We start from the raw sequence: 24,475 nt of genomic DNA, 5'->3' as shown, positions 1-24,475 counted from the left end.
GACCGGCGAGGGCGGCACCCCTGCAGCCTCGGACATCGGGCGCGCACGTGCGGACCTTCGCCGAGGACCTGCCGTACGCCGACCTGCTGTCACGGCGTGGAGCCGGACCCTTCTGCTGGCCCCGGGTTGACCGGTGGTCCGCCAGGCATTGCCAACCGGTGACCGGAGGGTCATGGTGGGAATCCACCATCCATTCGCTGCGACTCGGGCATGCAGCTTTGGGCCTGGCCGCGGCGCGTTCTCGAGGAGCGCCATGACCTTCCTACGTCGTACCGCACCACCCGGATCCGGCCTGCCGGAGTCCCACCCCCGTCGGTCCTGGAGGACCGGCACCCGCCGGCGCGCCGGCGCCGCGGTCGCCCTGCTGACCGCGTGCGCCGGCGTTGCCGGCTTCTCGGCCGCCAGCCCCGCGCCGGCCGAGGAGTCGCCCGAGGGCGGCTCGGACATGCCCAGGACCCTGCAGGCTGCTCCCGACTCGCTGCAGACTCCGTTCGAGGAGTCGGACGGAGCCGAGTGGACGACCGTCGCGGAGTCCCAGCGGTTCTGGCGCCAGCTGGACCGCGGCAGCGACCGGGTGCGGGTCACCACCGTCGGGCGCAGCGTCGAGGGACGCCCGCTCCAGCTGGTGGCCGTCGGCGACCCGGCCCCGGCCGAGCCGGAAGCGGCCGCGCAGGGGTCGGTCCTGCTCTACACCTGCTCGGTGCACGGCAACGAGAACTCCGGGCGCGAGGCCTGCATGCAGCTGGCCCGGGACATGTCGACCACCATGGACCCGTCGTGGCGCCGGCTCCTGCAGCGCACGACGGTGCTGTTCATCAACCTCAACCCCGACGGGTGGGAGGCCGACACCCGGCAGAACGCGCAGGGCCTGGACGTCAACCGCGACTACATGGCGCTGCAGTCTCCGGAGGCGCAGGCGGTGGTGAAGATCATCCGCGACTGGAAGCCCGACGTGCTCAACGACCTGCACGAGTACGGCTCGAACCCCTACTACCGCACCGACCTGCTGCAGCTGTGGCCGCGCAACCGGCAGACCGACCAGGTCGTGCACGACCTGGCCCGGACCATGAGCGAGGAGTACGCCGCGGGCGAGGTCGTCGCGGCGGGCTACACCTCGGGGGAGTACGGGATCTACGTCAAGGACGGCGAGCCGTTCCTCCAGGTGGCCGGGGACGAGCAGGGTCGAATCCTGCGCAACTACGCCGGCCTGCAGCACGTCGTCGGGATGCTCAGCGAGACGGCCAACGACCCGCTGAACGCCGAGGAGGAGGCTGACGAGTCGTTGCTCAACCGGCGACGCGTCGAGGTCAACTACCTCAGCGCGGTGGGCAGCGCGTACTTCACCCTGGAGAACCGGGAGACGCTGGCGCGGGAGACCGCGGCGGCCGCGGCCCGGGTCACCGAGGAGGGGGCGAACCGCACCGGAGTCGTCTACTTCGCCGGCCAGGACAACGTCCTGCCCACCTCGGGCAACGAGGTCGAGCCGGAGCCGATGTGCGGCTACCAGCTCACCGTGGAGCAGCGGGACGCGCTGCGCCAGACGTTGCGCCTGCACGGGATCACCTGGCGCAACAACCCGCAGGGCGCGTTCGTCACGATGGCGCAGGAGGACCAGCCGCTGATCCCGCTGCTCCTCGACGCCCGTTCGGAGTACCGCGTCGCGGAGGCGACGCCGGTCGAGACCTGCTGAGCGGTCGGTCGCCGGGACCGCACGGTCCCGGCGGTCGGTCGGCGGGCGGTCGCGACGGGGGAGGAAGCGGCTAGGGCGAGAGAGCAGCGGAGAGTTGTGCGAGCCCGAAGTCGAAGGCGGCCTCCAGGTCGCCGTCCAGGCGGAAGGCGCCGGCGAGCTCCATCGTGATGAACCCGGTGGCCCAGGCGGTCAGGAGCCGGGCGGCCTCCAGTGCCTGGTCGGGTCCCACCAGCCGGGCGGCGACGTCGAGCACCGGCGCGCTCGCCCGGGCAAGGGACTCCGGGTCGGCAGCGGCCGAGAGGAGCAGCCGGAAGCCCTCGGGTCGCTCGTGGGCGAAGGCGCGGTAGGTGCGGGCGACCTGCTCCAGGGTCTCGTCGGAGGAGAGGGCGGCCGCGAGCCGGTCGGCGGTGGCGGTCGCCACCAGCCCGAGCAGCGCCTCGCGGTCGCGGACCCGCTTGTAGAGCGACGGGGCCCGGACGCCGACCCGCTGGGCGACCGCCTGCATGGTCAGGCCGGCCGGCCCCTCGGCCTCGAGGACATCGCCGCCCGCGGCGACGATCTCCGCGAGCGACGTGCGTTCCGGTGCCGGCATCCTGCCTCCTCCATCATGGCTATTGACATTAGCCATAATGGCTAATTACCGTAGCCATGTCAACCACCCTCCATCCCGTTCGAGGAGCCAGGACATGAAGCTCGGCCCCCACCTGCACCGGATCGGGAACGACGTCGTCGCCGTCTACCTGATCGACACCGACGACGGGGTCACCGTCATCGACGCCGGGCTGCCCGGCCACTGGACCGAGCTCCTCGCCGAGCTGGCCGCCATGGGCCGCACGGTCGACGACGTCCGGGGTCTCGTGCTCACCCACGGCGACAGTGACCACCTCGGCTTCGCCGAGCGACTGCGCCGCGAGCACGGCGTACCCGTCTTCGTGCACGCCGCCGACGCCGAGCGTGCCCGGACGGGGGAGAAGCCGAAGACCCCGATGGGGCGCGTGCGCCTCGGTGCCCTGCTGGGCTTCCTGGGCTACGCCGTGCGCAAGAGCGGCTGGCGGACGACGTACCTGAGCGAGGTCGTCGAGGTGGCCGACGGCGAGGTGCTCGCCCTGCCGGGCGCGCCCCGAGTGCTGTCCATGCCCGGTCACTCGCCGGGCAGCATCGCCGTGCACGTGCCGGTCGCGGACGCGGTCTGCGTCGGTGACGCCCTCACCACCCGCTCGGTGCTGACCGGACGGACCGGGGTGCAGGCGGCCCCCTTCACCGACGACCCGGCCCTGGCCGTGGAGTCGCTCGGCAGGCTCGCGACCCTGCCCGGCCTCGGCTCCGAGACGTGGCTGCTGCCCGGGCACGGGGCTCCGTGGCGAGGAGACCTGACCACCGTGCAGGATGAGGTCCGGCGAGCCGGCGGCTGAACGCGCACCGGAGTCAGCCGGAGGGCTCTCCGCTGTCGAACTGCCGAACCCCCGAGGATCGTGCGGTGGCAGGGCGGGCCGCACCAGGACCGGATGACTCCGAAGTCGTTGAAACCTGGCCGAAATCTGACGGTGATGGACTGCTCCTCCGGCCGTCGCCACGGCGGTCCCGCACATCCCGTCTGGAGGTCCCGTGTCCCGTCCCCACGTCCTCGTGGTGCACCAGCGCACCTCTCGTCCGCACGCCCCCGACTTTCAGGCCAAGCTGGACGTGCTGAACAGCAGCGCTCTCGACGTCGTCGCGGGGCTCGGGCTCACCGCCGAGCTCTGGGCGGCCGCCGAGCACCCGCAGGCGGCGACGGTGGACGCCGTGGATCGGGCGGACGTCGTCGTGGTGATGGGCGGCGAGGACGTGCACCCGAGCTGGTACGCCGGGGCGCCGGCGTACCCCGAGCAGGGACACCACGACCTCGAGGGGGACGCCGGGCAGCTGGCCGTGATCGAGCGGTGCCTTGAGCGGGGCACGCCGCTGCTGGGACTGTGCCGGGGGCACCAGCTGCTCAACGTCGCCCTCGGCGGCACCCTGGTCCAGCACCTGCCCACGGTCGACCGGCACCGGACGGCCGGCGACGACCCGTTCGTCGCGCACCACGTCCAGGTCGACGCCTCGCTGGCCGCCGACGTCGACGCCTCCCGGGCGGTCTACTGCACCCACCACCAGGCGGTCGACACGCTGGGAGGCGGGTTGGTGGTCGCGGCGCACAGCACCGACGGTGTGGTCGAGGCGGTGGTCGGGGCCGGCCGGCCGGTCACCGGGATCCAGTGGCACCCCGAGCACCCCGCGGACGCGGCCGTCCAGCTGCGCGCCCTGGTGCTCCGCCTGGTCAGGCAGGCCGGGGGAGACGTGCCTCAGGTCCGCAGGATCCTGACGTGGGGTGGGCGTCCCGTCGGCGCGCCCAGCGTGGCGTAGCCGGCCAGGGCGCCGCGCTCGCTCGGACCCGGGGCCATACAGTCTGGCCATGCTGATCCGCCGTACCCTCGCCCGCACCGTCCTGCTCACCGCCCGCTGGCGGGTGGTCGGCCAGGTCCCGAAGACCGGGATCATGGTGGGCGCCCCGCACACCTCCAACTGGGACTGGGTCGCCACGATGCTGATGATGTGGTCCCGCGAGGTCACGCCGACGATCCTGATCAAGCGCGAGCTGTTCAAGGGCCCCATGGGGTGGCTGCTGCGCGCCACCGGCGGTGTCCCGGTGGACCGGGACAACGCCTCGGAGGTGGTGTCGGACCTCGCCGCCAACCTCACCCGGGACCAGACGCTGGTGGTCGCCATCGCCGCCGAAGGCACCCGCACCAGGTCGGAGTACTGGAAGAGCGGGTTCTACCGGCTCGCCCAGCAGACCGGCCTGCCGGTGGCCCTGGGGTTCATCGACGGGCCGACCCGCACCGTCGGCTTCGGTCCCACGGTGGAGATCACCGGCGACGTCCGCGCCGACATGGACCGGATCCGCGCCTTCTACGCCGACAAGCAGGGCCTGCGGCCCGAGCACCGCAGCGAGCCTCGGCTGCGCGAGGAGGACCTCGGCGGGCGGGACTGACCGGGACGACGCGACTCAGCGTCCCGGGGTGCCGGCGCCGAGCCGCGACGGTCGCCACGGCTCGCGCACGTGCGCCAGCCAGACCTCGTCGGGGTCGAGAGCGCGGATGAGTCGCTGTCCCTCGTCCGTCGGCTCGTTCAGCTGGCCGAACCATACGGCTGCGTCACCACAGATCACGACCGGGCGGCCCGCGCCCGACGTCACCACCACGACCTGCGACCCGGGCGTGTGCCCCGGCGCGGGCACGAGCCGGACGCCGGGGAGCAGCTCGAGCTCCCCGTCGACTGGCACGTACTGCACTCCGGGAGCGTCCACCCACTCGCGAATCGTGTAGTCGTCCTGGCTGCGGGCGTCCTCGAGCTCACGGCGCTGCACGTAGACCGGCCGCCCGGCGAAGAGCTGGTTCCCGCCGCAGTGGTCGGCGTGCAGGTGCGTGTTGACGACCATGTCGATCCCGGCGACGTCGAGGTCCTGGTCGTCCAGCGGATAGAGGGTGGGGTGGAAGGCCTCCACCACCAGCGGGTGCAGCTCGGTCATGCCGGTGTCGACCAGGACCCGGCCCTGCGGGTGGTCGATGACGTGCACGTAGACGGGCATCACGTCACCCTCGACCTGCAGGTCGGCCACGAGGACCGGCGTGACGGTGACGGTGCTGTCGGCGTGGCCTCCGGCGTTCCTGACTTCTTCACCCATGCTGCGAACGTGGCATTGACGGAAAAAGTTGTCAACGGTTCGGGGGACCGGGTGTGGCGGCGGAGACCCGCGGGCGATGACTGCGAGCGCCACCACCCCGAGCAGCACGTAGGGCCCCGAGGCCGCCACCTGGAGCGCGTGCCACGAGAGCTCCTGTCCGTCGTCGCCGGGGACGGCCCACACGACGTACGTCGCAGTGGTCGCCAGCACGGCGAGGAGCAGCAGCCGCGAGCGTTGCCAGCCGAGCACCAGCAACGGCACGCACCAGACCCAGTGGTGGGTCCACGAGATGGGCGAGACCAGGAGCCCGGTCGCGGCGATGGCCACCACCCCGCCCAGGTCGTCACCGGCGCGGCCCGTCCGGACGGCCACGACGGTCCCGCCGACCAGGACGACGAGCACGACGAGCACCATCACCGCGAGCTGCCAGCCGTCCGGGTCGCGGTCGCCGAACGCGCGGACCAACCACCCCCGCACCGACTGGTTCGACACGTTCTCGGGCCGTCCGACCCGGCGGTCGTCGAGGAGATGACGGGTCCAGAAGTCCCACGTCGCCTGCCGGTCCACCAGGGCGGAGATCGCCACCGTGAGGGCCACCGTCCCGGCCGCTGTCATCCCGGTCCGGCGCGGCCCGGCGAGCAGCAGGTAGCCGACGAAGATCGCAGGGGTCACCTTCACGCCGACGGCCAGGCCTGTGCCCACCCCTGCCCAGCGGGTGCCGCGCAGCACGGTCAGGTCGGCCAGGACGAGGGCCACGACCAGGAGGTTGACCTGGCCGAACCCGAGCGTGGACTGCACCGGCTCCATCCACACCGCGACCGCCAGCACCGCCGCCGTGCCAGTGCGGAGCCGACGGCCCTCGGCGCCGGCGAGGCGGAGCGCGAGATGAGCCACCACTGTCAGCAGGACGAGGTTGGTCAGCACCGAGACCGGTCCGAGGAAGCCCCTCGGCAGGAAGGCCGTCGGGACGAACAGGAGCGCGGCGAACGGCGGGTACGTGGTGAGCCCGTGCGCCCCCGGCAGTGGGCCGTAGAGGTCCCGCCCGTCCCGCAGGGCCATGCCCTCGGCGCGATAGACGCCGAGGTCGACAAAGGTGGGCTCGAGGTCGCTGTGGGCCAATCGCAGCGCGAGACAGCACCCGACGGAGAGAACGGCGAGCACCCAGGCGCTCCGCGGCGTGAGGACCGGCACCTCCACCATGCTGGCGCGCGGCATCCGGCTTCGCCGGACCCACGAGACCCGCACCGGCGGGACCTTTGACCGTGCCAGCGCTTCGGAGCTCGGTCCTGGCGTGCGTGGATGCCGGTGCGCTACTCCGGGATCGGTGGTCCGACCACCTGGAGCCCGTAGCGGGGAGCGACGTCGACCCACTTCGTGATCTCCACCTCCGGGGTCTGCGCGTCTGCGCCCGGCAGCCGCAGCTCGGCGGCTGGTAGACCGACCTCGTCGTAGAGCGAGAAGAGACCGCCCGGCACGGTGAGGGCGAGGAACCTCGCCGGGACGGTGCCCCGGATCCGGAAGGCGTGCGGCACCCCCGCCGGCAGGTGGATGAAGCAGCCGGTGTCGAGGGTGTAGAACTCGTCGCCGGCGCGGTAGTCCATCGTCCCCTCGAGGAGGTAGAACGCCTCGGCCTCGTGGGCGTGCACGTGCAGGGGAGTGGCGACACCGGGCGGCTGGGTCACCATCGCCGCCCCGAGCTCACCGCCGGTCTCGGAGGCCTCGACGAGGTGCTCGAACAGCGACTGCATGGCCCAGGTCCCTCGGCCGGTTCCCGACCTGCGCATCGTCGCGGTGGTCGCCGCGGCCTTGCTCGTGGATTCGGACATCGGAGCCTCCGATCATATTCATCCGAATGAGCATCGGATGAATATTGCTACGCTAGGACCCATGTCCTCCGAGGTCAAGGCGCGCCGGTACGACGCATCCCGGCGACGGGTCGCCGCCCAGGAGACCCGTCGCCGGGTCCTCGCCGCCGCCCGCGACCTGTTCACCACCCAGGGGTACGACGCCACGTCGGTGGCCGCGATCGCGGAGGCCTCGGAGGTCTCCGTGGACACCGTCTACGCCTCGGTCGGCCGGAAGCCCCGAATCCTGCTGGCGGTCCACGACATGGAGCTCGCCGACGCGGACGAGCCGGTGGGTTCCGAGGAGCGTGACTACGTCAAGGAGATCCGTGTCGCGGGCATGGCCGCGGCGAAGATCGAGCTGTACGCCGCCGCCCTGGCCGCCCGCCTGCCGCGCACCGTCCCGCTGATGGGTGCGCTGCGTGCCGCGGGTGCCCGGGACCAGGCGTGCCGAGCGGCGTACGAGGAACTGTCGCAGCGGCGCGCGGCCAACATGCGGCTCTTCGCCGAGGACCTGGTGGCCACGGGGGAGCTCCGCGCGGACGTGACGGTCGACGAGATCGCCACACTGGTCTGGTCGATGAACTCGCCCGACTACTTCACGCTGCTCGCCGAGGCCGGCCGCACGCCCCGGGAGTACGCCGACCTGCTGGTCCGGGTCTGGAGCCGGACGTTCCTCGCGGCTCCGGGGTGAGGGAAGCGCTGGCAGGAAGGGGAGCGGCGGCGATAGCCGAGTCTGCTCTCGGGTACGGACGGATCGCCCCGACGACCTCGGGGTCGAAACATCCCCCGATGAACGGAGACCCGATGCCCCCCACGTCCCTGACCGACTCGGCCCGGCAGATGCTCGAGAAGCCGAACCCGGCCGTGATCGCGACCGTCCGCTCGGACGGCCAGCCGGTCTCGGCAGCCACCTGGTACCTGCTGCGCGAGGACCGCATCCTCGTCAACATGGACGAGGGGCGCAAGCGGCTCCAGCACCTTCGCAAGGACCCCCGGGTCTCGCTCACGGTCCTCGACGAGGGGTCGTGGTACACCCACGTCACCCTGATCGGGCACGTGGTGGAGATCTACGACGACGAAGGGCTCGCGGACATCGACGCGCTGTCCACCCACTACCAGGGCGGGCCCTACCCGCAGCGGGACCGCCCGCGGGTGAGCGCCCTGATCGAGATCGAGCGCGTCCACGGCTGGGGTGCGCAGAAGAACAACGACCAGCCGGACGGCAGCCAGTGACGCCGTCGCTTCACTCGGATCCGGCCCGCGGCTCCCGGAATCGCGCGTAGCTGTAGACGAGCAGACCGAGGGCGATGAGGCCGGACCCGATCAGGGTGGCGCCGGTTCCCCAACCGCCCACCAGCCACCACCTCTCGTCCACGGGCCACCAGGAGGGCGCCGGGAGGCTGATGCCCCAGTAGACGCCCAGTCCGATGAGCACGAGGGCGCCGATCACGGACGCCACGATGCGCAGCCAGGTCTGGACGCTGTCGGCGGCCGTGCGCAAGGCGGCGTTCCGCACCGGTGCCAGCCGTCGCTCGGCCCACTCGTACTGGGTCGCCAACAGCGCCATTCCGGCGAACAGGGCCAGCAGGCCGGGGCCGGGCAGCACGAGCGCGGCCAGACCGGCGAGGACGAGGACCCAGCCTGCGCCCTGCAGCAGGACGTTCTTTCCGGTGTTCCTGACGCTCACTGCGGACCCCTGGTGGTTGTGGGGCGGTCGTGGGTCGCCGCGGGAAGTCCGGGCACTCGCGCCGTACGGACGAGCCTAAGGCCGATCGCCAACACCGCTGGCTCAACGCGTGCCGCTGAGGAACACGGACTGCGCCGCCGGCCGCCTCGACGAGGTGGCCGGCGGCGAGGTCGCACTAGGCGCAGTCGTTGCAGAGATCGACGCCCGGGGCCGAGCGTCGGGAGCCGTGCTGGACGAGGTAGCAGCCGGTGCAGGTGAACTCGCCGGCCTGCATCGGGGTGACCTCGATGGAGAGGGTCTCGTGCGACAGGTCCGCGCCGGGGAGCTCGTAGGACTCGGCGGTCTCCGCCTCGTCCTCGTCGACCTTCCCCGAGGTCTTGTCCTGGTCGCCAGAGGCGAGGCGTCGAGCCTCGAGGCTCTCCTCCCTCTGCTCTTCTTCGGTCTTGCGCGATGCGTCGTAATCGGTGGCCATGCGGTCCTCTCGCGGGTGGTAGCGGGCGCATCGTAACCGCGTACCGCCCCTCGACCTGCCATCGGCGTCAGGAGCAGCCCGAAACCCTGAGCCGCAGGTGTCGTGCACCACCTTCTGCAGCCCGCCTGCGTCACCTCGACCAGACCGGAGCGACCTTCCTGCGATAGTCACGCCCGAAGACCCCGACGAGGACTGTACGGACCGGCCGTGGGACCGAGGCATCGACAGCTGCGCGCTCTTGCGGCGTCGCGCCGTCCAGCAGCCAGGTGAGGAACCGGCCGCCCCAGGCGAGGCCGCCGTCCTTGCTGAACTGACGGCTCATCTCGACCACAGCGGGGTGATCGTGGTTCGCCAGGTACACGGGCTCGATCTCGGCCTCCTCGTGGTCGAGGTGCGTGACCGTGACGGCACGGAGCTGCTCGAACGCGGCGCGTGCGTCCGCCGCTCGCGCCGAGTCTGGCGTCTGGACCAGTGCGCCCAGCGCCTCGCCCGCCGTGGTCAGAGCCAGGGCCATCGTGTCGTGCTCCGCATCCATGGCGGCCAGCACCTCGGCACTCACCCCGACCCGTTGCAGGGCCGGCCAGGCGATCTCGTGCTCGCCCGTGTGATGGTGGTGCAGCTGGTCGTCGAAGTTCTCCCACGCGCTCTGCAGCTCGTCCGCGCGCCGCTGATCGCCCGCAGGGAAGGCAGCCAGGGCGCTGACGAAGCGGTCCAGGTCACGCCGGACCGCGCCCTGGATCACCTTGTTCATGCTCATCTGCGGCCCGGTCATGGCACGAATGTAGGTCGGGCCGTCGGCCGCTGGGGATCCCCAGGATCGGGGGTCCCGCCGTCGGTCTCGCCGTCGGTCTCGCCAGGCGCGGAGTGCGCCTGAGAAGTGTCCGAAGAGCGGAGAGGTCGAGCTGACGCCGGAAGAAGTTGAGGCCGATGAAGTCGGCGGATGGGGCAGCGAAGCTGACTTCCACGGACGTGATCACGGGGATCCCGGCACCGGACCGCCCAGCCGCACGAGGTTGCATGCGTCAGGTGGGGGTACGGGGTGAGTGTGTGCTTCTCGATGAGCGCAGACCTGACCGCAGGGGTAGCCCTGCTCCCCGTCGCTGCGGTCTGCCTGCACGAGGTGCGCACGGCCCGGGAGCTGCCGTTCGCGTCGCTGCCCTTGCTCTTCGCCCTCCACCAGCTGACCGAGGCTCTCGTCTGGCACGGCGCGTCCGACTACGTGTCGGCCGGTGTCCAGCAGGCCGCCGCGCTGATCTACGTGCTCTTCGCCCTCCCGTTCCTCCCGCTGTTCGTGCCGCTGGCGGTGCTGCTGCTCGAGCCGCAGGGAAGGCGTGCGCGGGTGGCGCCGTTCGTCGGGCTGGGCGCGGTGGTCGCGGCGTACCTGCTGTGGGCCGTGCTGGACGGCCCGGTCCGGGTCAGGGAGGAACCGCACGCCCTGGTCTACGACGTCGATCTGGCGTATGGGCCGATGTGGGCGGTGCTGTACGTCGTCGCGGTGATCGGCCCGTCGGTGCTGTCGGGCTATCCGTCGATCGTCGCGTTCGGGCTGCTCAACCTGGTCGGGCTGAGCGTCGTCGCCCTCGTCTACGTGCAGGCGTTCGCGTCACTGTGGTGCGTCTATGCGGCCCTGACCTCCGTGCTGGTCGCCGTGCACATGGTGCGGCGCCGCCGGCTGCCAGACCTCCACCGGCTCGAGGGTCGGGCGTTGGCGCCGACCTGAGGTGACCGTCGGCGCAGCGCCTACTCGAGGGTGAACGGGGTGCTCGCGCGCCGTTCGAGGGTCTCGGCGAGACGGTCTGAGGCATGGGCTGCCTGGCGGAGATCGTCCTCGGGCCAGTCGGCCAGGAGCTCGTGGTAGACGGCGCGGGCGGTTCGTTCCGTGCGTCGGTGTCGCGCGACCCCGGCGGACGTGGCACTCACCAGGACGGCGCGACCGTCCCGTGGGTCGGGCGCCCGGGTCACCAGGCCGAGAGTCTCGAGCCGACGAACCTGGGTGGTCATCGTGGACCGGTCGACCTCCTGCCACTCGGCGAGCTCGGAGAGCCGCAGGGGGCCCGTGTCCGTCACCCGTCCCAGCAGCCACGCATCGGTCCTGGACAGGGCCGGGTCGGTATCAGCGAGCATCGCTCTTCCGACGTCGCCGCGGGTGAACCAGTGCGTGAACCTCGGCACCGCCCTAGCCAGTGCCGCGGCCGCCTCATCGACCGCTGACTCGCGTCGTTCGTCGTCCATATGGTGAGAGTAGTCCAACCATTTCGATGGTCGCCTCGACAAATACGATTCAGGAACAAACTAAACGCGAGGAGATGATCGAGGAAATGACCGAGCAGTCCTGGGACCATCATTACGACGTCATCGTGGTGGGGAGCGGAACGGGTCTTTTCCCGTCCCTCCTGTCCGCGAAGCAGGGACTTTCCACCCTGGTCGTCGAGAAGGACAAGCTCTTCGGTGGATCGACTGCCCTGTCTGGCGGCGGCATGTGGATGCCGGGCAACAGCATCGCCTTGAAGTCCGGTGCGGAGGACACGCGCAGCCGAGCCGAGACCTATCTGCGGGCCGTCGTCGGTGACGAGGGACCCGAGGCACGTTGGCAGACCCACCTGGACTACGCCGCGAAGGCTGTCGACGCGATCCTCGCCAACACCGATCTCAAGCTCATCCACATGAAGGAGTACGCCGACTACTTCTCCGACCACCCCGGTGGCTCGGCGACCGGCCGCTCCGTCGAGCCGGCACCCTATGACCTCAACAAGCTCGGGGATGACCGGGAGCTGCTCCAGGCCAGCGGCATCGCGGCTCCCATCCCGATGCCCATCACCGGTGCCGACTTCAAGTGGATGAACCTCATGACGAAGCGGCCGGACAAGGCCAGCTGGCGCATCGCGCGCCGCGTCGCCCAGGGAATCGGCGGCATGGCCCTCGGCAAGGACTACGCGGCCGGCGGCCAGGCACTCGCCGCCAGTCTCCTCGTCAGCGCTCGCAAGGCAGGCGTCCATCTGTGGAACTGCACCCCGCTCGTCGACCTCGTCCTCGAGGGCGACAAGGTCGTCGGCATCGTCGTGGAGCGCGACGGCAAGGAGCAGTGGATCAAGGCCAACCGCGCCGTCATCCTCGCGGCAGGCGGTTTCGACCGGGACCTCGACAAGCGCCACGAGTACCAGTCGACTGCCATCGAGGCGGGCTGGCAGTTCGGCGCCAAGGGCAACGTCGGCGACACGATCGACCTGGCCAAGAAGCACGGACTCGACCTGACTCTCCTCGACAAGACCTGGTGGTTCCCGGGACTGAAGAGCCCTGACCCGGAGAGCCCGCCGATGATGGCGCTGGCCGAGCGCTCCCTGCCCGGCACGCTCATCGTCGACGGATCCGGCCACCGGTTCTTCAACGAGTCGACGGACTACATGCGAGCCGGAGAAGCGATTCTCGGGCTGGACGACGGCGAAGCTCCCCACCTTCCCGCCTGGCTGATCTTCGACAACAAGTTTGTGAAGTCCTACGTCATGGGCGGGGTCAAGATGCCAGGAATGGGAATCCCGAAGGAATGGTTCGACGCGGGGATCGCATTTAAGGCGAATAGCATCGAGGAGCTCGGAACCACGATCGGCGTCGCTGATCTGCCCGGTGGCGTCGCGCGGTTCAACGAGCTCGCAGCCCAGGGTCAGGACGACGACTTCGGTCGCGGCAAGACTGCGTACGACCGCTACTACGGCGATCCGACGAACACGCCCAACCCGAACCTGCGCCCCCTGGCGAAGAAGGGCCCGTACTACGCCATGAAGGTCGTCCCCGGTGACCTCGGCACCTGCGGCGGCCTTCGGGCGGACGAGACGGCACGTGTCTACAAGAACGACGGCACGAAGATGAGCAACCTCTACGCGATCGGCAACGCGGCGGGCAACGTCTTCGGCGGTGTCTACCCGGGACCGGGCGCCACGATCGGCCAGGGCATCACCCTCGGGTACGCCGCGGTCGACGACATCCTCGCCGAGCACTGATCTGCCCCTCTGCCAGCTGGGAGACGAGGCGCGCCCCGAAGATGTGCGGGGCGCGCCTCTGCTCGTCCGGGCATCTTCTGGTTGGGCCAACAACGACGAGCGCCAGAGACGTCACGCACGCTTCCGCTGAGGGGGCAGCAGCTGATCGCCGGGGCAAAGCCGCCTCCTGTGGCCGGCGAGGCCCCGACGACGGCACCCTTCCTAGCGTGCGTGAGCCGGACGTTGAGCGAGCAGACCCTGTCCACGCAGGGTGCGCTGGGGGTCGTTGGCGAGGAGATGGAGCGGCCAGGCGCCATGGCGCTGACGCCGGGGCACAGTATATTTGGTTGACAATCAAGTATCACCTCCCGCACGCCACCAGGGGATGCGCATGACGACGAACAGCGCCGGGTCTCGTCGAGCTCTCACGCTCGCCGACCTTGAGGGGCTGCTTGACAAGCAGGCCTTGTACGAGAACGCGGTGCTCTACTGCCGTGGCCAGGACCGTAAGGACCTGGAACTGATGAAGTCGACGTTCTGGCCCGACGCGACGGATGACCACGGCATTTTCGTCGGCTCTGCGCACGAGTTCTGCGAGTGGACCTTCGCGCGACACAAGCAGACGCAGCACGTCTCGCAGCACTACCTCACCAATGTGCACGTGGAGCTCGACGGCGACAGGGCGCGTCGCGAGAGCGTCTTCGTGTACGTGATGGTCCGCACCGACGGTGTCCGCCAGCTGCAAGGGGGGCGCTATCGGGACCTGTGCGAGCGTCGTGGGTCCGAGTGGAAGGTCCTCCGACGGGTGGTCATCACCGACCACGTGGGTGAGTTCACCACGAACGCCAGCCTGGAGAACATGTTCGGCGGCTTTCCGTCGGGGGCTGCGCGCGGTGACGTCTACCCCCGGGACCCCATCTACGACAGCGATTGGTGATCGGACAACAAATAAGTACCAGCAAACCCTTGACGGAAACCCCGGCGACTCACAGCATTAGTTGCTGTGTGGCCATCAATCATTGATGGCTGGTTGACGAGGAGTTGAGGACGGCTGTGACTGCAGTGCGACGCGCGAAGTCGGTGGTGGTGGGTGCTGTGGCGCTGGCGATGGCTGGTGGCCTCGCTGCTTGTGGCGCGGGAGGTCCGCGCGGAGGCGGGGGCGACTCCGTCTCCTGGGGGTCTGGCAAGGAGGCCTTTGTCGAGGCTCTTGCTGACATGGACCCCGTGACCCTCAAGGTCAACACGAACCAGGCGCCCGGCGTCGGCAACTCGATTCCGGCCGAGGCCTACGGCAAGGCGGTGGAGGAGTGGTCGGGCGGCAAGATCACGTTCGACATCGTCTACTCCGGAGCTGTGGTGCCGCTGTCGGAAGCGTCACAGGCCATGGCAGACGGACTTCTCGACGCTGGCCTGTGGGGATACGGGACGCGGCTGGACTTCTTCCCCGTCGCGGCGGCCAAGCAGGAGACGTTCTTCCTGCAGGATTCGGCTCCCCTCTCGGGAGGGCTCGAGCTGATTGCTTCCGCGATCGCGCAGTCGGCTGACGACGACCTCCGTGACGAGATCAAGACCCAGGATCTGTACCCGCTCCTTCCCATGCTCCCGTTCGCGGGCGTCGGGATGATCTGCAAGGGTGACCCGCTGGAAGGCCCGGGTGACGCGCAGGGCAAGACCGTGCGTGCTGCTGGTACTGCCGGCCTGGCAGAGGAGGTCAAGGCCCTGGGCATGACCCCCGTGGAGATCCCGTTCGCTGAGGCGTACGACGCGATGCAGCGCGGTGTGACTGAGTGTGAGGCGAACGCCCTGAACTCGTTCGCTTCGACTGGACAGATGGAGATCGCCGACCAGCTGATCCTCCTCGACGGAGCCTCGTTCACCGCGGCCTCCGCAGGGTTCGACATCAGCCTGCACGTCTGGGAGTCCCTCCCGCTGGCCGCCCAGCAGCTGCTCTTCGACCGTCTGGACGTCTTCCTCGCCTCGTTCGCAGAAGGGGCCCTGGTCAAGCCGGCCGTCGACGTGAACGCACTGGCGGAGAAGTACGACGTCCAGGTCGACACGTGGTCGAGCAGCGACGTGACTGCGTTGACCTCCTACCACGACGAGAAGCTCGAGGCGATCGCCGCCAAGACCTACGGATCGGTGTCCGGCAAGGAGATCGTGGCGGACGCCCAAGCGGCCCGCGACACCTGGCGCGAGAAGGTCGCAGCACTCGGGCTGGGCGATGACGACGTGGCTTTCGAGGACTTCCCGCAGTGGGTCGAGAAGAATGACGTGGAGCTGCAGGGCTTCTTCGCCGAGGTGCTCGACGAGGCCCTGGGCGAGTACCGACCCGCGTGATCCACGTGCGGTGAATGACGGGAGGCGGCAGCTCCACTCCCAGCAAGGCGTGGCGAACGAGGAGCCCCGGACTGCGCCAGCGGTCCGGGGCTTCCGCCGTCTCCCGGAGCTCAGGACTGGATCGTGTGGACCACGTAGACGTCGCAGCTCGCCTTGTGCGTGACGTCGGAAGCGACGCTGCCGAGGATTCGTCCGAGGCCCTGCGTGCGTACGTTCCCGACCACGATGAGGTCGGCGACGCGTCGCTCCGCCTCTTCCACGAGTGCGTCAGCCGGGCGGCCCTGGACGGCTAGCGGCAGTACGTCAAGGCCGGGAAACTCCCGCTGAATCAGTTCGGCGGCCTCGTGTGCCACGGCCTCCGCTGCGGCCTCGGGGTGAATCGTCACGGATTCGCCGTCGAGCTGGATCTGGCGAGTGCTGGCGTGCCCGAAGGCCGAGATGACTGCGAGCTGCCGGCCGAGGGCCGAAGCCAGGCTGGCTGCTCGGCGCAGTGCGGTGAGAGCAGTGGCGCTCCCATCGGTTCCGGCGATGATGACGCTCTCCATGACCTACCCCTAAGAATCGTGTTGACTGGACAGCAAGTTTTCATCATGCCTCCTGGGAGGCAAGTTCAGGCGTGAACTGCTGTCAAAGTCGCAGACGCATCTTGTGCTGCAGAACACATTATGGTTGGCTAACCATGAATAGTTGGACAGCCGACAAACCTTGCTCGCGCCCTCCCCAGGCGCCTGACGTGCGGCCCGCGGCTGGACCCTCCCCCCTGGCACAGGAGCAAGAAGTGACAACTGAAGTGGAACTGGTGATCGCCGGGCGCGCCCGTCCTGGCGAGCACGAGGGGCGCCGGAGCGCCCAGATGACGGGACGGCGTCGGTGAGCGCCCTGGGCTCACGGCGGCTGGAGAAGTTCCTGACGGTCATCGCCGGCGTGGCGCTGTTCGGACTCATGATCGTCACCGTGGCGGGCGCGGTCGCTCGCACGGTGGGAAGCCCGATCTCCGGCAGCATTGAGCTGGGCACGTTCTGGTTCATGCCGATCATGGTGTTCGCGGGCATCTGCGTCGCCTACTCCCAGCGGGAGCACATCGCGGCTGACCTGATCTACGTGCGCATGCCGCGGGCCATCCAGCGTGAAGCAGTTGCCGTGGGCTCCCTGCTCGTGTGGGTCTTCAGCCTCGCGGCTTGCTACTTCACCTTCGTGGAGGCGACGGAGGCCATGCGAGTCCAGAGGACCTCGTCCTCCTCCTGGGTGCCGATCTGGCCCCTCATGTTCGTCGCGCCGGTCGGCTTGGGGCTGCTGTGCATCCAGATGGCCGTGGACGGGCTCGCCGTGGTCCGTACGGGCAAGACCAGGAAGGAAGGGGTGGCATGAGCACCTTGAACGAGGTCGCACCTGCTGAGGCCGTGGAGGTCCAGCACCAGACCGAGAGGCGGACTCCTCCCACTCAGCGTCAGCTCTGGACGTGGCGGATCGTGCTCGCCGCAGTCGTGGTCGGGTCGGCGGCATCCATGTGGACGGGAGCGTCCTCGGAGGGCATCGGTACGGCCGCGATCGTCATGATGCTGGGCTTGCTCGCGCTGAAGATCCCGGTTGCGGTAGCCACGGCCGTGCCCGGTCTCCTCGGCCTGTGGGCGATGGTGGGAGTGCGCGCGGTGGAGGGGACGCTGCAGCGTACGCCGTTCGACACCGCAGCGTCGTGGTCGCTGACCGTGATCCCCATGTTCGTCCTCATGGGCGTCCTCCTGTTCCACTCCGGCATCACCGGCCACCTCTACGGTGCCGCCAAGCACTGGGTCGGATGGCTCCCCGGTGGTCTGGCCGGCGGCACCACGGTGGCCGGCGCAGGCTTCGCCTCCCTTTCCGGGTCCACGCTGGGAAGCGTCTTCCCACTGACGCGAGCCGGCATGCCTGAGATGCTGCGCGCCGGTTACGACCGCCGCATGGCGATCATGTCGGTGATGGCAGCCGGGACCTTGGCTCATCTCATCCCGCCGAGCCTGCTGATGGTGATCTACTCCGGGGTCGCGCAGACCTCGGTGGGCCCGCAGCTGATGGCCGGCCTCGTTCCTGGCCTCCTGCTGACACTCCTGTTCGTCGCGACGTTCACCGTGGTGAGCATCCTCCGGCCTGCCTTCGGCGGTAGGTCAGAGCGCCAGCGTTCGTCCTGGTCCGAGCGGTGGTCCTCACTGGTCCCGATCTGGCCTGCACCGGTCCTCCTCGCGGTCGTGGTGGGAGGTCTCTACGGGGGCTGGTTCACCGCCACCGAGGCCGGAGCCGTGGGTGCCCTGGGGGCACTGGTGATCGCGGTCGCCATGCGTCGCAAGGAGAAGCCTCTCTCCGCGGTCGCCGAGTCGGTCTCCTCCACCGTGGCGACGGTCGGTGCCCTGTTCTTCCTGATGATCGGCGCCCACATGTTCAGCCGGTTGCTCTCGCTGAGCGGGCTGGCCGACGGATTCGTCGAGATGGTGATCAAGTTCGAGCTGGGACGCGTCGAGTTCTTGGTCCTCGTGACGATCGTCTACCTGGTCCTGGGCATGTTCATGGAGTCCCTCGTGATCATGCTGCTCACCGTGCCGGTGCTGCTGCCGCTGCTGGCGCCCCTGGACATCTCGACCATCTGGTTCGGCGTCTTCGTGGTCATCCTGATGGAGCTCGCCATGATCACGCCGCCTGTGGGAGTGCTGTCCTACGTGGTCCACGGCATCCTTCAGGACACGAAGGTGAACATCGGCCAGCGCATCCCGCTGAGCACGGTCCTCACCGCTGCCTGCTGGGTGATCCCGGTTCCGCTGCTGTTGATCGCCTTGATGGTCGCCTTCCCGGAGATCGCGACCTGGTTGCCCGACCGCATGGCTGCGCCCTGATCCTCCGCCCACCACACTGCGGCCCGGTCCTCGGACTGGGCCGCAGTGACGTGCCTCAGCGCCCGAGGGTGTCGCGCAGGGCGGCCAGTACCAGGAGGGCGGCGTCGGGGCGCGCGTTGTGCCCCATCAGTCCGATGCGCCACAGCGACGACGCGTGCGGACCGACGCCGGCGCCGATCTCGATGTGGTGCGTCTCCAGCAGGCGACGCCGGACGGAGGCTGCGTCCACCCCCTCGGGAACCACGACGGTCGTGAGCTGGGGGAGACGGTGCTGTGCGGGGACGAAGAGCTCCAGACCCAGATCGAGGAGGCCGTCCTGGAGGAGCCTGCCTGCCTCGCGGTGCCGGTCCTGGACAGCTTGCAGCCCCTCGGCCTCGATGCGCTCCAGCGCGTCGTGCAGGCTGACGACCATGCCGACCGGCGCCGTGTGGTGGTAGGCGCGAGCGGCGCTGCCGCCTGCCTCGCCTGCGTACTGGCTGAGGAGCCCCATGTCGAGGTACCAGGAGCGGGGATCCTTCACGCGTCGTTCATAGGCGCGGTCCGACATCGTGAACGGCGCGAGGCCCGGCGGTACGCCCAGGCACTTCTGCGTGCCTGCGTAGGCGACGTCGACCCCCCAGGCGTCAAGGAGGACCTCGGAACCGGCCAGTGAGGTGACGGTGTCGAGGAGGAGCAGAGCATCGGGATGGTGGGCGCGCACCGCCTCACCCAAGGCTCGCGCGTCGGAGAGGACGCCGGTCGAGGTCTCGGCGTGCACGGCAGCGATGATGGTGGGGGAGGGGTGGGCCGCGACGACTCGGTCGATGTCGACCGGGGTCCCCCAGGCGTGCTCGACAGGCACGACCTCGGCACCGCACCGGCGAGCGACCTCGCACATCCGCTGGCCGAAGAGGCCGTTCACGGCGACGACGACGGCGTCGCCCTCGCGCACGGTGTTGACGAAGGCCGCCTCCATCCCGGCAGAGCCGGTGCCGCTCAGTGGCAGTGTCCGCGAGTTCTGAGTGCCGTAGACGCGCCGCAGCATCGCGCTGGTGGCGTCCATCAGGGCCAGGAACTCAGGGTCGAGGTGTCCCAGCAGCGGCTTGGACAGGGCGGTGGTCGCCTCGGGGTAGGGGTTGGAAGGACCGGGCCCGAACAGGTGCCGGTGAACCGTTGGCATGGGTCTCCTCAGGAGGTGGGGGGTGGCGCCGGGGCGTTGGTGAGTGCTTGCGTGAGCCGCGTCAGGTCCGGGGACCGAGGCAGGTCGAGCACGGCCAGGAGGAGCTCCTCGGTGGCGGCCGCGCCGAGGCGGGGCGTCACCAGGGAACGGAACTTCGCGACCAGCGACTCCTCGCGGAGGGCGAGCTCGTCCTCCGGCGTGGGGCGGTTGACGTCGACCTCGACCACGCGGGTCGTGCCGTCCGTCAGCGTCACGGTGACCTGAGACGAGCGGATCGTGTTGGTGTCGCGGGCTCTCACGGTGGTCCGCTCCATCAGGGAGACCACGTCCGGGGCTCCGAGATTGTCGGAGGTGAAGTCCTCCTCCCCGAGCGTGCGTCCCGTCAAGGCCATCGCGGTGGTGAAGCGGAGGCTGAACTTGCCCTCCAGGGGAGTCCGGGGGGACTCGATGTTGCACACCGCCAGGTGACCCGGGGGCACCAGCAACACGATCGAGGACACCTCGGTCGGTGAGAGTCCTTCGCGGGCGAGTGCCCGGGCGCCCTCGACAGCCGAATGGGTCAGGTAGCAGGCGGCATGGAACTTGAAGAGCACGTCGTTGACGGCAGAGCGCCGCCAGCCCCACCGCTCCGGCACACCACTCTCGTCGGACAGGGTGGTTCGGAAGCCCTGCGAGGAGGCGAGCACGTCCTTGTCGGAGTCGACCCCACGGGCAGCGAGCAGGGTGGCACGCAGACCGCTCTCGGCTGCGGCACCCACCTGGAGCGACTTGGTCATGGTGCCGAACATCGACTTCAGTCCGGCTGCACGTGAGGCGGCGATGCCCAGGGCGTCGAGCCATGCCTCGTGCGGCAGGTCGAGCAGGCGCGAGGCGCCGACCGCGGCACCGAGCGCACCCACGGTGGCGGTGCTGTGGAACCCGTCGGCGTAGTGGGTGGGGGAGACGAGCCGGCCGACCAGGGCCTCTGCCTCGAAACCGACCACGAAGGCATCCAGGAGCTGGTGGCCTGAGGCCCCCCTGCTCTCGGCCATGGCGAGCACGGCCGGGAGCAGGGGAGCGGAGGGGTGTCCCTCCATGAGAGAGCTGACGTCGTCGAAGTCCAGGGCGTGGGCCGCCGTGCCGTTCACCCGGGCAGCCTGGGCGGGGGTGAGGGAGGCTGCGTGGCCCCAGATGCTGCTCCGGGAGTGGCCGCCCTCCTCGAGGGCGTCGCGCAGGACGGCCTGGACGACAGTCTCGTCCGCTGCCGCGATCGCCACCGCCACCGTGTCGAGCACGCAGTGCACCGCTGAGGTGAGTGTCGCCCCCTGGGCGGGCGGCATGGCGCGCAGGCTGGACACGATATCGTCGGTGCTGACGCCCAGGACGGGCAGCGGTCCGGAGGTGGACATCAGTTCATCCGATCACGCGGGCTTGCGGCGGATGAGCGTCGAGCGTTCACCCTCGAACACGACGACGCCGTCATGGCGCCGTCCCCAGTGGCGGAAGACGACCGTTCCCGGGGCGTCGGGCTCCTCGCCGGGGGTCACGGAGGCGACCTCGGTGAAGGCTTCGACCGTGTCGCCGTGGTGGACCGGCGCACGGAAGCGGAGCTTCTTCCAGCCCAGCTCCTGCACGGCGTGCTCAGCGGTGTCCTGGGAGGCGAGGCCGTAGACGAGGGAGGCGGTGGCCAAGCCGAAGACGACGCGCTCGTCCCCGAGCGGTGAGTTCTTGAGGTAGTGGTCGTTGAAGTGCGCCTGGGCGGTGTTCATGACCTGCTTGGCCGGTCCGCTCCCCTCGACCTCGCCGACGGTCGCGGCGCGGAAGTGGCGGATCCGGAGTCCGGGGGTGAAGTCCTCGAACCATCCCCAGTCGTCGAGCACGTGGTCCTGGTCAGACATTGTCTTCTCCTTGCTGGGCTGCTGCGGACGCTGCCGTCCAGGACGCGAGGACCCCCGTCGTGGACTGCTCTCCGAGCTTCGGTCCGCGGCGGCGGATCCGGGCCGGTGTCCGGCTGAACTTGATCGGTACCCCGGCGATCGTGACGGGTCGGCTGGAGCCCGGTTCCTCGATCTCGACCAACATCTCGCGTCGGTGGACGTGGGGGTCGGCGAAGATGTCGGCCGCGGTGTTCACAGGGCCGATCGGGACCTTGCCGCCGAGAAGGGCCACGACCTGCCGGGTGGTCTGGGTCGCGAGCCATGCGTTGAGCATCGCCCGGACCTCCTCGATGTTCTCGAGTCGGGCGGCATTCGTCGCGAAACGGGGGTCGGTGCCCAGCTCGGGGCGTCCCATCGTCTCGGTCAGGATGCGCCAGTGGTTGTCGCTGGGGGCCGCGACGGCCAGCCAGCCGTCGGCGGTCCTCAGGATGTCGAACGGGGCGAGCAGGGGATGTCCGTTGCCCATGGGCGCGGGAACTTCGCCGGTGTACGAGTGCTGGTAGACGATGCGCTCGGTGAGCGCCAGCATCGCGTCGTACATGGCGACGTCGAGAAACTGCCCCTCCCCGGTGCGCTCCGCGTGCCGGACCGCTGCCGTGACACCCAGGGCGAGCAGTGCGCCCGGGAAGATGTCCCCGATCCCGGGGCCCGCCTTCAGGGGCGACCCCCCCAGCTCGCCCGTGATGCCCGCGAACCCGCTCATGGCCTGGGCCACGATGTCGAAGGCGGGCCAGTCCTCGTAGGGACTGGAACCGGAGCGCGGGTCACCGAAGCCACGCAGGCAGCCGTAGACGAGGCGCGGGTTCTGCTGCCGCAGGGTCTCGTAGCTGAGGCCGAGACGCTCCATGACGCCTGCGGAGTAGTTCTCGACGACCACGTCCGCGACCTTGACCAGGTCAAGGAAGACGGCGACGTCGTCGGCCTGCTTGAGGTCGAGGACGATGCTCTGCTTGCCGCGGTTGACGGACTGGAAGTAGCCGCCGAGCGCCTCGGCCCGGTCGGCGTCGTCCCGCCAAGGGCCGACCTTGCGCGTACGGTCGCCGTGCGGTGGCTCGACCTTGACCACGTCGGCTCCCATGTCGGAGAGCAGCATGGTCGCGTAGGGGCCGGCCAGCATCCCGGAGAGGTCGAGGACCCGGACCCCGGCAAGGGGTCCGGGGCGGTCTTCAGCCGTCATGCCACACCGCAGGCCTGTGCCCGCTCGAGAACACCCTCGAAGATCCGGGCCGTCGCTGCGTCGATCATCATGCCGTTGAGCGACGCGGCGCCCAGGCCCTCCGCCTCGGCCTCGCGGACGGCGGCCACCGCGGCAGAGGCCCGCTCGATCTCCTCGGGGGTGGGGGCGAAGACGGTGTTGGCGATCGCGATCTGACTGGGGTGGATCGCCCACTTGCCCACGGCGCCGAGCGTGGCCGCCCAGTTGGCCTCGCGCTCGTAGCCCTCCGGGTTGGAGATCGCCCCGAAGGGACCGTCGACGGCGTCGAGGCCGTGGGCGCGGGCGGCCACGGTCACGCGGTTGCGTGCGTAGTGCCAGACGTCTCCCGGGTAGCCGTTCTTGCCGCCGGCAGCCTCACCGATGTGGCCCAGACGGATGCCCTGGCTGGCGGACAGGTCGCCGACGCCGAGGATGAGTGCCTCCAGCCGGGGGGACGAGGCGGCGATCTCCTCGACGCAGGCCAGCGCCTGGGTCTCCTCGATCAGGACCTCGAGCCCGATCCTGCCGACCTCGAGGCCGAGGGAGGTCTCGAGCTGGGTCAGCAGGTCGTCGACGAACCACACGTCGCGGGGGGACATCACCTTGGGGATGATGATGACGTCGAGGTTGGCTCCAGCAGCGGTCACGATGTCGATGATGTCCCCGTGGCACCACTGGGTGCTCACCGGGTTGATGCGGACCGCTCGGGTCTTGGTGCCCCAGTCGAGGGTGTTGAGCCCGTCGATGATGTTCTGGCGCGAGGGGACCTTCTCGGCCGCGACGACCGAGTCCTCGAGGTCGAGGAAGACGAGGTCGGCCTCGCTGCCAGCCGCCTTGGCGATCATCTTGGGGCTGTGGCCCGGGGTGGAGAGCTCGCTGCGGCGCAGTCGCTTGGTCATCAGTTGTCCTTCGGGGCAGAGGTGGGGACCTCGCGCAGGGCGACGAGGTTGGTGCGTACGAATTCGAGGACGAGGCGTCCGTGCTGGTCGTGGGCCTGGGTCAGCCAGGTCACGATGCCGACACCCGGACGCGTCGAGGAGGTGCGCTTCTCGAGCACCCGGGAGGCCGCCGTGAGGGTGTCCCCGGGGTGCAGGGGGCGGTGGAAGACGCAGTCGTCGATCCCCAGGAACGGGCCGCCGGCCTCGCTGAGGTCTTCCACGGAGAGGCCCACGGCGGTGCACAGGGCCAGCATCGGGTTGATGACGACGTCCTTGTGGCCCTGGGAGCGGGCGTACTCGGCGTTCAGGTGCAGGGGCAGCCAGGCGCAGGTGGCGGTGGAGAAGGCCACGTTGTCGGCCTCGGTCAGGGTGCGACCCCAGTGGTGCACCCAGTCCTGGCCGACGGTGAAGTCCTCGAACTTGTTCCCGCGCAGTCGGCGAGGGAAGGAGTCCAGGTCGGGGGTGCCCGGGCTGGCGGTGGTGGTGGCCGGGCCGTTCTTCGCGGTCGACGCCGGCGGTGCCGCCGTCCCGGTTCCAGGAGAGTCCATACCGTCATCCTCTGGAAAAATTGAAGTTTGTCAACCGACAAGTTTTTTTGGGATGATGAGGTCGGCTCGCTTGACAGGAAACAGTAGTTGGCCGGACAGTTACCAACCGAAGTGCTTCCGGTCACAGCGTCAGGCTCCGGAGGACACA

At 69.7% G+C, this 24,475-nt stretch carries 26 protein-coding genes; 12 read left to right on the top strand and 14 right to left on the bottom strand.

The features are described 5' to 3' along the window. Positions 1-253 precede the first annotated feature (253 nt). A complete protein-coding gene (locus tag H8838_RS12090; RefSeq protein ID WP_185996349.1) occupies positions 254-1,690 on the top strand; it encodes a M14 family zinc carboxypeptidase in 1,437 nt (478 codons plus the stop codon). A 70-nt stretch (positions 1,691-1,760) separates the two neighbouring features. Here H8838_RS12090 and H8838_RS12085 read toward each other — a convergent pair whose 3' ends face one another. After that, a complete protein-coding gene (locus H8838_RS12085) occupies positions 1,761-2,282 on the bottom strand; it encodes a TetR/AcrR family transcriptional regulator (protein WP_185996348.1) in 522 nt (173 codons plus the stop codon). Positions 2,283-2,376: 94 nt separating this feature from the next. Here H8838_RS12085 and H8838_RS12080 point away from each other — a divergent pair, with 94 nt between their 5' ends. The 3 genes from H8838_RS12080 to H8838_RS12070 all read left to right on the top strand — a co-directional run bounded on the left by H8838_RS12080 (position 2,377) and on the right by H8838_RS12070 (position 4,700). Next, positions 2,377-3,102, top strand: coding sequence for an MBL fold metallo-hydrolase (locus tag H8838_RS12080; protein ID WP_181311315.1), 726 nt, complete (start codon positions 2,377-2,379; stop codon positions 3,100-3,102). Positions 3,103-3,295: 193 nt separating this feature from the next. Further along, positions 3,296-4,072 (top strand): gamma-glutamyl-gamma-aminobutyrate hydrolase family protein, encoded by a 777-nt coding sequence (locus H8838_RS12075; protein WP_185996347.1) that lies wholly within the window; start codon positions 3,296-3,298, stop codon positions 4,070-4,072. A 49-nt stretch (positions 4,073-4,121) separates the two neighbouring features. Further along, positions 4,122-4,700, top strand: a complete 579-nt coding sequence (locus tag H8838_RS12070) for a 1-acyl-sn-glycerol-3-phosphate acyltransferase (RefSeq protein WP_181311313.1) — start codon at positions 4,122-4,124, stop codon at positions 4,698-4,700. Positions 4,701-4,715: 15 nt separating this feature from the next. Here the strand turns inward: H8838_RS12070 and H8838_RS12065 are convergent, their stop codons facing one another. Continuing rightward, positions 4,716-6,584 (bottom strand): glycosyltransferase 87 family protein, encoded by a 1,869-nt coding sequence (locus tag H8838_RS12065; RefSeq protein ID WP_191465630.1) that lies wholly within the window; start codon positions 6,582-6,584, stop codon positions 4,716-4,718. A 119-nt stretch (positions 6,585-6,703) separates the two neighbouring features. Continuing rightward, positions 6,704-7,219: a cupin domain-containing protein gene (locus tag H8838_RS12060; protein ID WP_185996345.1), complete on the bottom strand. Its 516-nt coding sequence runs from the start codon at positions 7,217-7,219 to the stop codon at positions 6,704-6,706. 61 nt (positions 7,220-7,280) lie between these two features. On the opposite strand from H8838_RS12060, the gene H8838_RS12055 reads away from it, so the two are divergent. Together H8838_RS12055 and H8838_RS12050 are read left to right on the top strand one after the other, a co-directional pair. Beyond that, positions 7,281-7,931 carry a TetR/AcrR family transcriptional regulator gene (locus H8838_RS12055; RefSeq protein ID WP_185996344.1) on the top strand — a complete coding sequence of 217 codons (651 nt, stop codon included), beginning with the start codon at positions 7,281-7,283 and terminating at the stop codon, positions 7,929-7,931. A 113-nt stretch (positions 7,932-8,044) separates the two neighbouring features. Continuing rightward, complete coding sequence (locus H8838_RS12050) at positions 8,045-8,473, top strand: PPOX class F420-dependent oxidoreductase (RefSeq protein WP_219924142.1); 429 nt, start codon at positions 8,045-8,047, stop codon at positions 8,471-8,473. A gap of 10 nt (positions 8,474-8,483) precedes the next feature. On the opposite strand, the gene H8838_RS12045 is transcribed toward H8838_RS12050, so the two are convergent. From H8838_RS12045 to H8838_RS12035, 3 genes are all read right to left on the bottom strand, one after another. Further along, positions 8,484-8,927 (bottom strand): PGPGW domain-containing protein, encoded by a 444-nt coding sequence (locus tag H8838_RS12045; RefSeq protein ID WP_185996343.1) that lies wholly within the window; start codon positions 8,925-8,927, stop codon positions 8,484-8,486. 175 nt (positions 8,928-9,102) lie between these two features. Next, positions 9,103-9,399, bottom strand: a complete 297-nt coding sequence (locus tag H8838_RS12040; protein WP_181311309.1) for a DUF4193 family protein — start codon at positions 9,397-9,399, stop codon at positions 9,103-9,105. Positions 9,400-9,529: 130 nt separating this feature from the next. Next, positions 9,530-10,171: a hemerythrin domain-containing protein gene (locus H8838_RS12035; protein WP_185996342.1), complete on the bottom strand. Its 642-nt coding sequence runs from the start codon at positions 10,169-10,171 to the stop codon at positions 9,530-9,532. A 285-nt stretch (positions 10,172-10,456) separates the two neighbouring features. Between H8838_RS12035 and H8838_RS12030 the strand changes: the two genes are divergently transcribed. Further along, positions 10,457-11,119 carry a DUF6629 family protein gene (locus H8838_RS12030; RefSeq protein ID WP_219924141.1) on the top strand — a complete coding sequence of 221 codons (663 nt, stop codon included), beginning with the start codon at positions 10,457-10,459 and terminating at the stop codon, positions 11,117-11,119. Between the two features lie 20 nt (positions 11,120-11,139). Here H8838_RS12030 and H8838_RS12025 read toward each other — a convergent pair whose 3' ends face one another. Continuing rightward, positions 11,140-11,631 carry a MarR family winged helix-turn-helix transcriptional regulator gene (locus H8838_RS12025; RefSeq protein ID WP_224766098.1) on the bottom strand — a complete coding sequence of 164 codons (492 nt, stop codon included), beginning with the start codon at positions 11,629-11,631 and terminating at the stop codon, positions 11,140-11,142. Between the two features lie 26 nt (positions 11,632-11,657). Here H8838_RS12025 and H8838_RS12020 point away from each other — a divergent pair, with 26 nt between their 5' ends. The 3 genes from H8838_RS12020 (at position 11,658) to H8838_RS12010 (ending at position 15,710) form a co-directional block, all read left to right on the top strand. Then, positions 11,658-13,394 (top strand): FAD-binding protein, encoded by a 1,737-nt coding sequence (locus tag H8838_RS12020; protein WP_224766097.1) that lies wholly within the window; start codon positions 11,658-11,660, stop codon positions 13,392-13,394. Between the two features lie 370 nt (positions 13,395-13,764). Then, a complete protein-coding gene (locus tag H8838_RS12015) occupies positions 13,765-14,310 on the top strand; it encodes a nuclear transport factor 2 family protein (protein WP_181311306.1) in 546 nt (181 codons plus the stop codon). A 278-nt stretch (positions 14,311-14,588) separates the two neighbouring features. Next, the gene (locus tag H8838_RS12010) at positions 14,589-15,710 is read left to right on the top strand and encodes a TRAP transporter substrate-binding protein (protein WP_185996340.1); all 1,122 of its coding nucleotides are present in this window, start codon (positions 14,589-14,591) and stop codon (positions 15,708-15,710) included. 110 nt (positions 15,711-15,820) lie between these two features. On the opposite strand, the gene H8838_RS12005 is transcribed toward H8838_RS12010, so the two are convergent. Beyond that, positions 15,821-16,255, bottom strand: coding sequence for a universal stress protein (locus H8838_RS12005; protein WP_181311304.1), 435 nt, complete (start codon positions 16,253-16,255; stop codon positions 15,821-15,823). Between the two features lie 325 nt (positions 16,256-16,580). Here H8838_RS12005 and H8838_RS12000 point away from each other — a divergent pair, with 325 nt between their 5' ends. Continuing rightward, positions 16,581-17,078, top strand: a complete 498-nt coding sequence (locus tag H8838_RS12000) for a TRAP transporter small permease (RefSeq protein WP_181311303.1) — start codon at positions 16,581-16,583, stop codon at positions 17,076-17,078. Continuing rightward, complete coding sequence (locus tag H8838_RS11995; protein ID WP_181311302.1) at positions 17,075-18,571, top strand: TRAP transporter large permease; 1,497 nt, start codon at positions 17,075-17,077, stop codon at positions 18,569-18,571. Before H8838_RS12000 ends, H8838_RS11995 begins: the two co-directional genes overlap by 4 nt. A gap of 55 nt (positions 18,572-18,626) precedes the next feature. On the opposite strand, the gene H8838_RS11990 is transcribed toward H8838_RS11995, so the two are convergent. Genes H8838_RS11990 through H8838_RS11965 form a run of 6 tightly spaced genes read right to left on the bottom strand, consistent with a single transcriptional unit; the run spans position 18,627 to position 24,327 of the window. Continuing rightward, positions 18,627-19,730: a pyridoxal-phosphate-dependent aminotransferase family protein gene (locus H8838_RS11990; protein ID WP_185996339.1), complete on the bottom strand. Its 1,104-nt coding sequence runs from the start codon at positions 19,728-19,730 to the stop codon at positions 18,627-18,629. A gap of 8 nt (positions 19,731-19,738) precedes the next feature. Then, complete coding sequence (locus H8838_RS11985; protein WP_185996338.1) at positions 19,739-21,118, bottom strand: MmgE/PrpD family protein; 1,380 nt, start codon at positions 21,116-21,118, stop codon at positions 19,739-19,741. Between the two features lie 12 nt (positions 21,119-21,130). Then, a complete protein-coding gene (locus H8838_RS11980; RefSeq protein ID WP_185996337.1) occupies positions 21,131-21,607 on the bottom strand; it encodes a MaoC family dehydratase in 477 nt (158 codons plus the stop codon). After that, entirely contained in the window at positions 21,600-22,823 is a 1,224-nt protein-coding gene (locus tag H8838_RS11975) for a CaiB/BaiF CoA transferase family protein (protein ID WP_185996336.1), read from the bottom strand. Before H8838_RS11975 ends, H8838_RS11980 begins: the two co-directional genes overlap by 8 nt. Then, positions 22,820-23,740 (bottom strand): HpcH/HpaI aldolase/citrate lyase family protein, encoded by a 921-nt coding sequence (locus H8838_RS11970; RefSeq protein ID WP_181311297.1) that lies wholly within the window; start codon positions 23,738-23,740, stop codon positions 22,820-22,822. Before H8838_RS11970 ends, H8838_RS11975 begins: the two co-directional genes overlap by 4 nt. Continuing rightward, positions 23,740-24,327: a MaoC family dehydratase gene (locus H8838_RS11965; protein ID WP_185996335.1), complete on the bottom strand. Its 588-nt coding sequence runs from the start codon at positions 24,325-24,327 to the stop codon at positions 23,740-23,742. Before H8838_RS11965 ends, H8838_RS11970 begins: the two co-directional genes overlap by 1 nt. Positions 24,328-24,475: the final 148 nt, after the last annotated feature.

Origin of the sequence: Nocardioides campestrisoli (assembly GCF_013624435.2) — a bacterium.
GTDB lineage: Bacteria > Actinomycetota > Actinomycetes > Propionibacteriales > Nocardioidaceae > Nocardioides > Nocardioides campestrisoli.
This window is presented reverse-complemented; position numbering and strand designations above follow the sequence as displayed.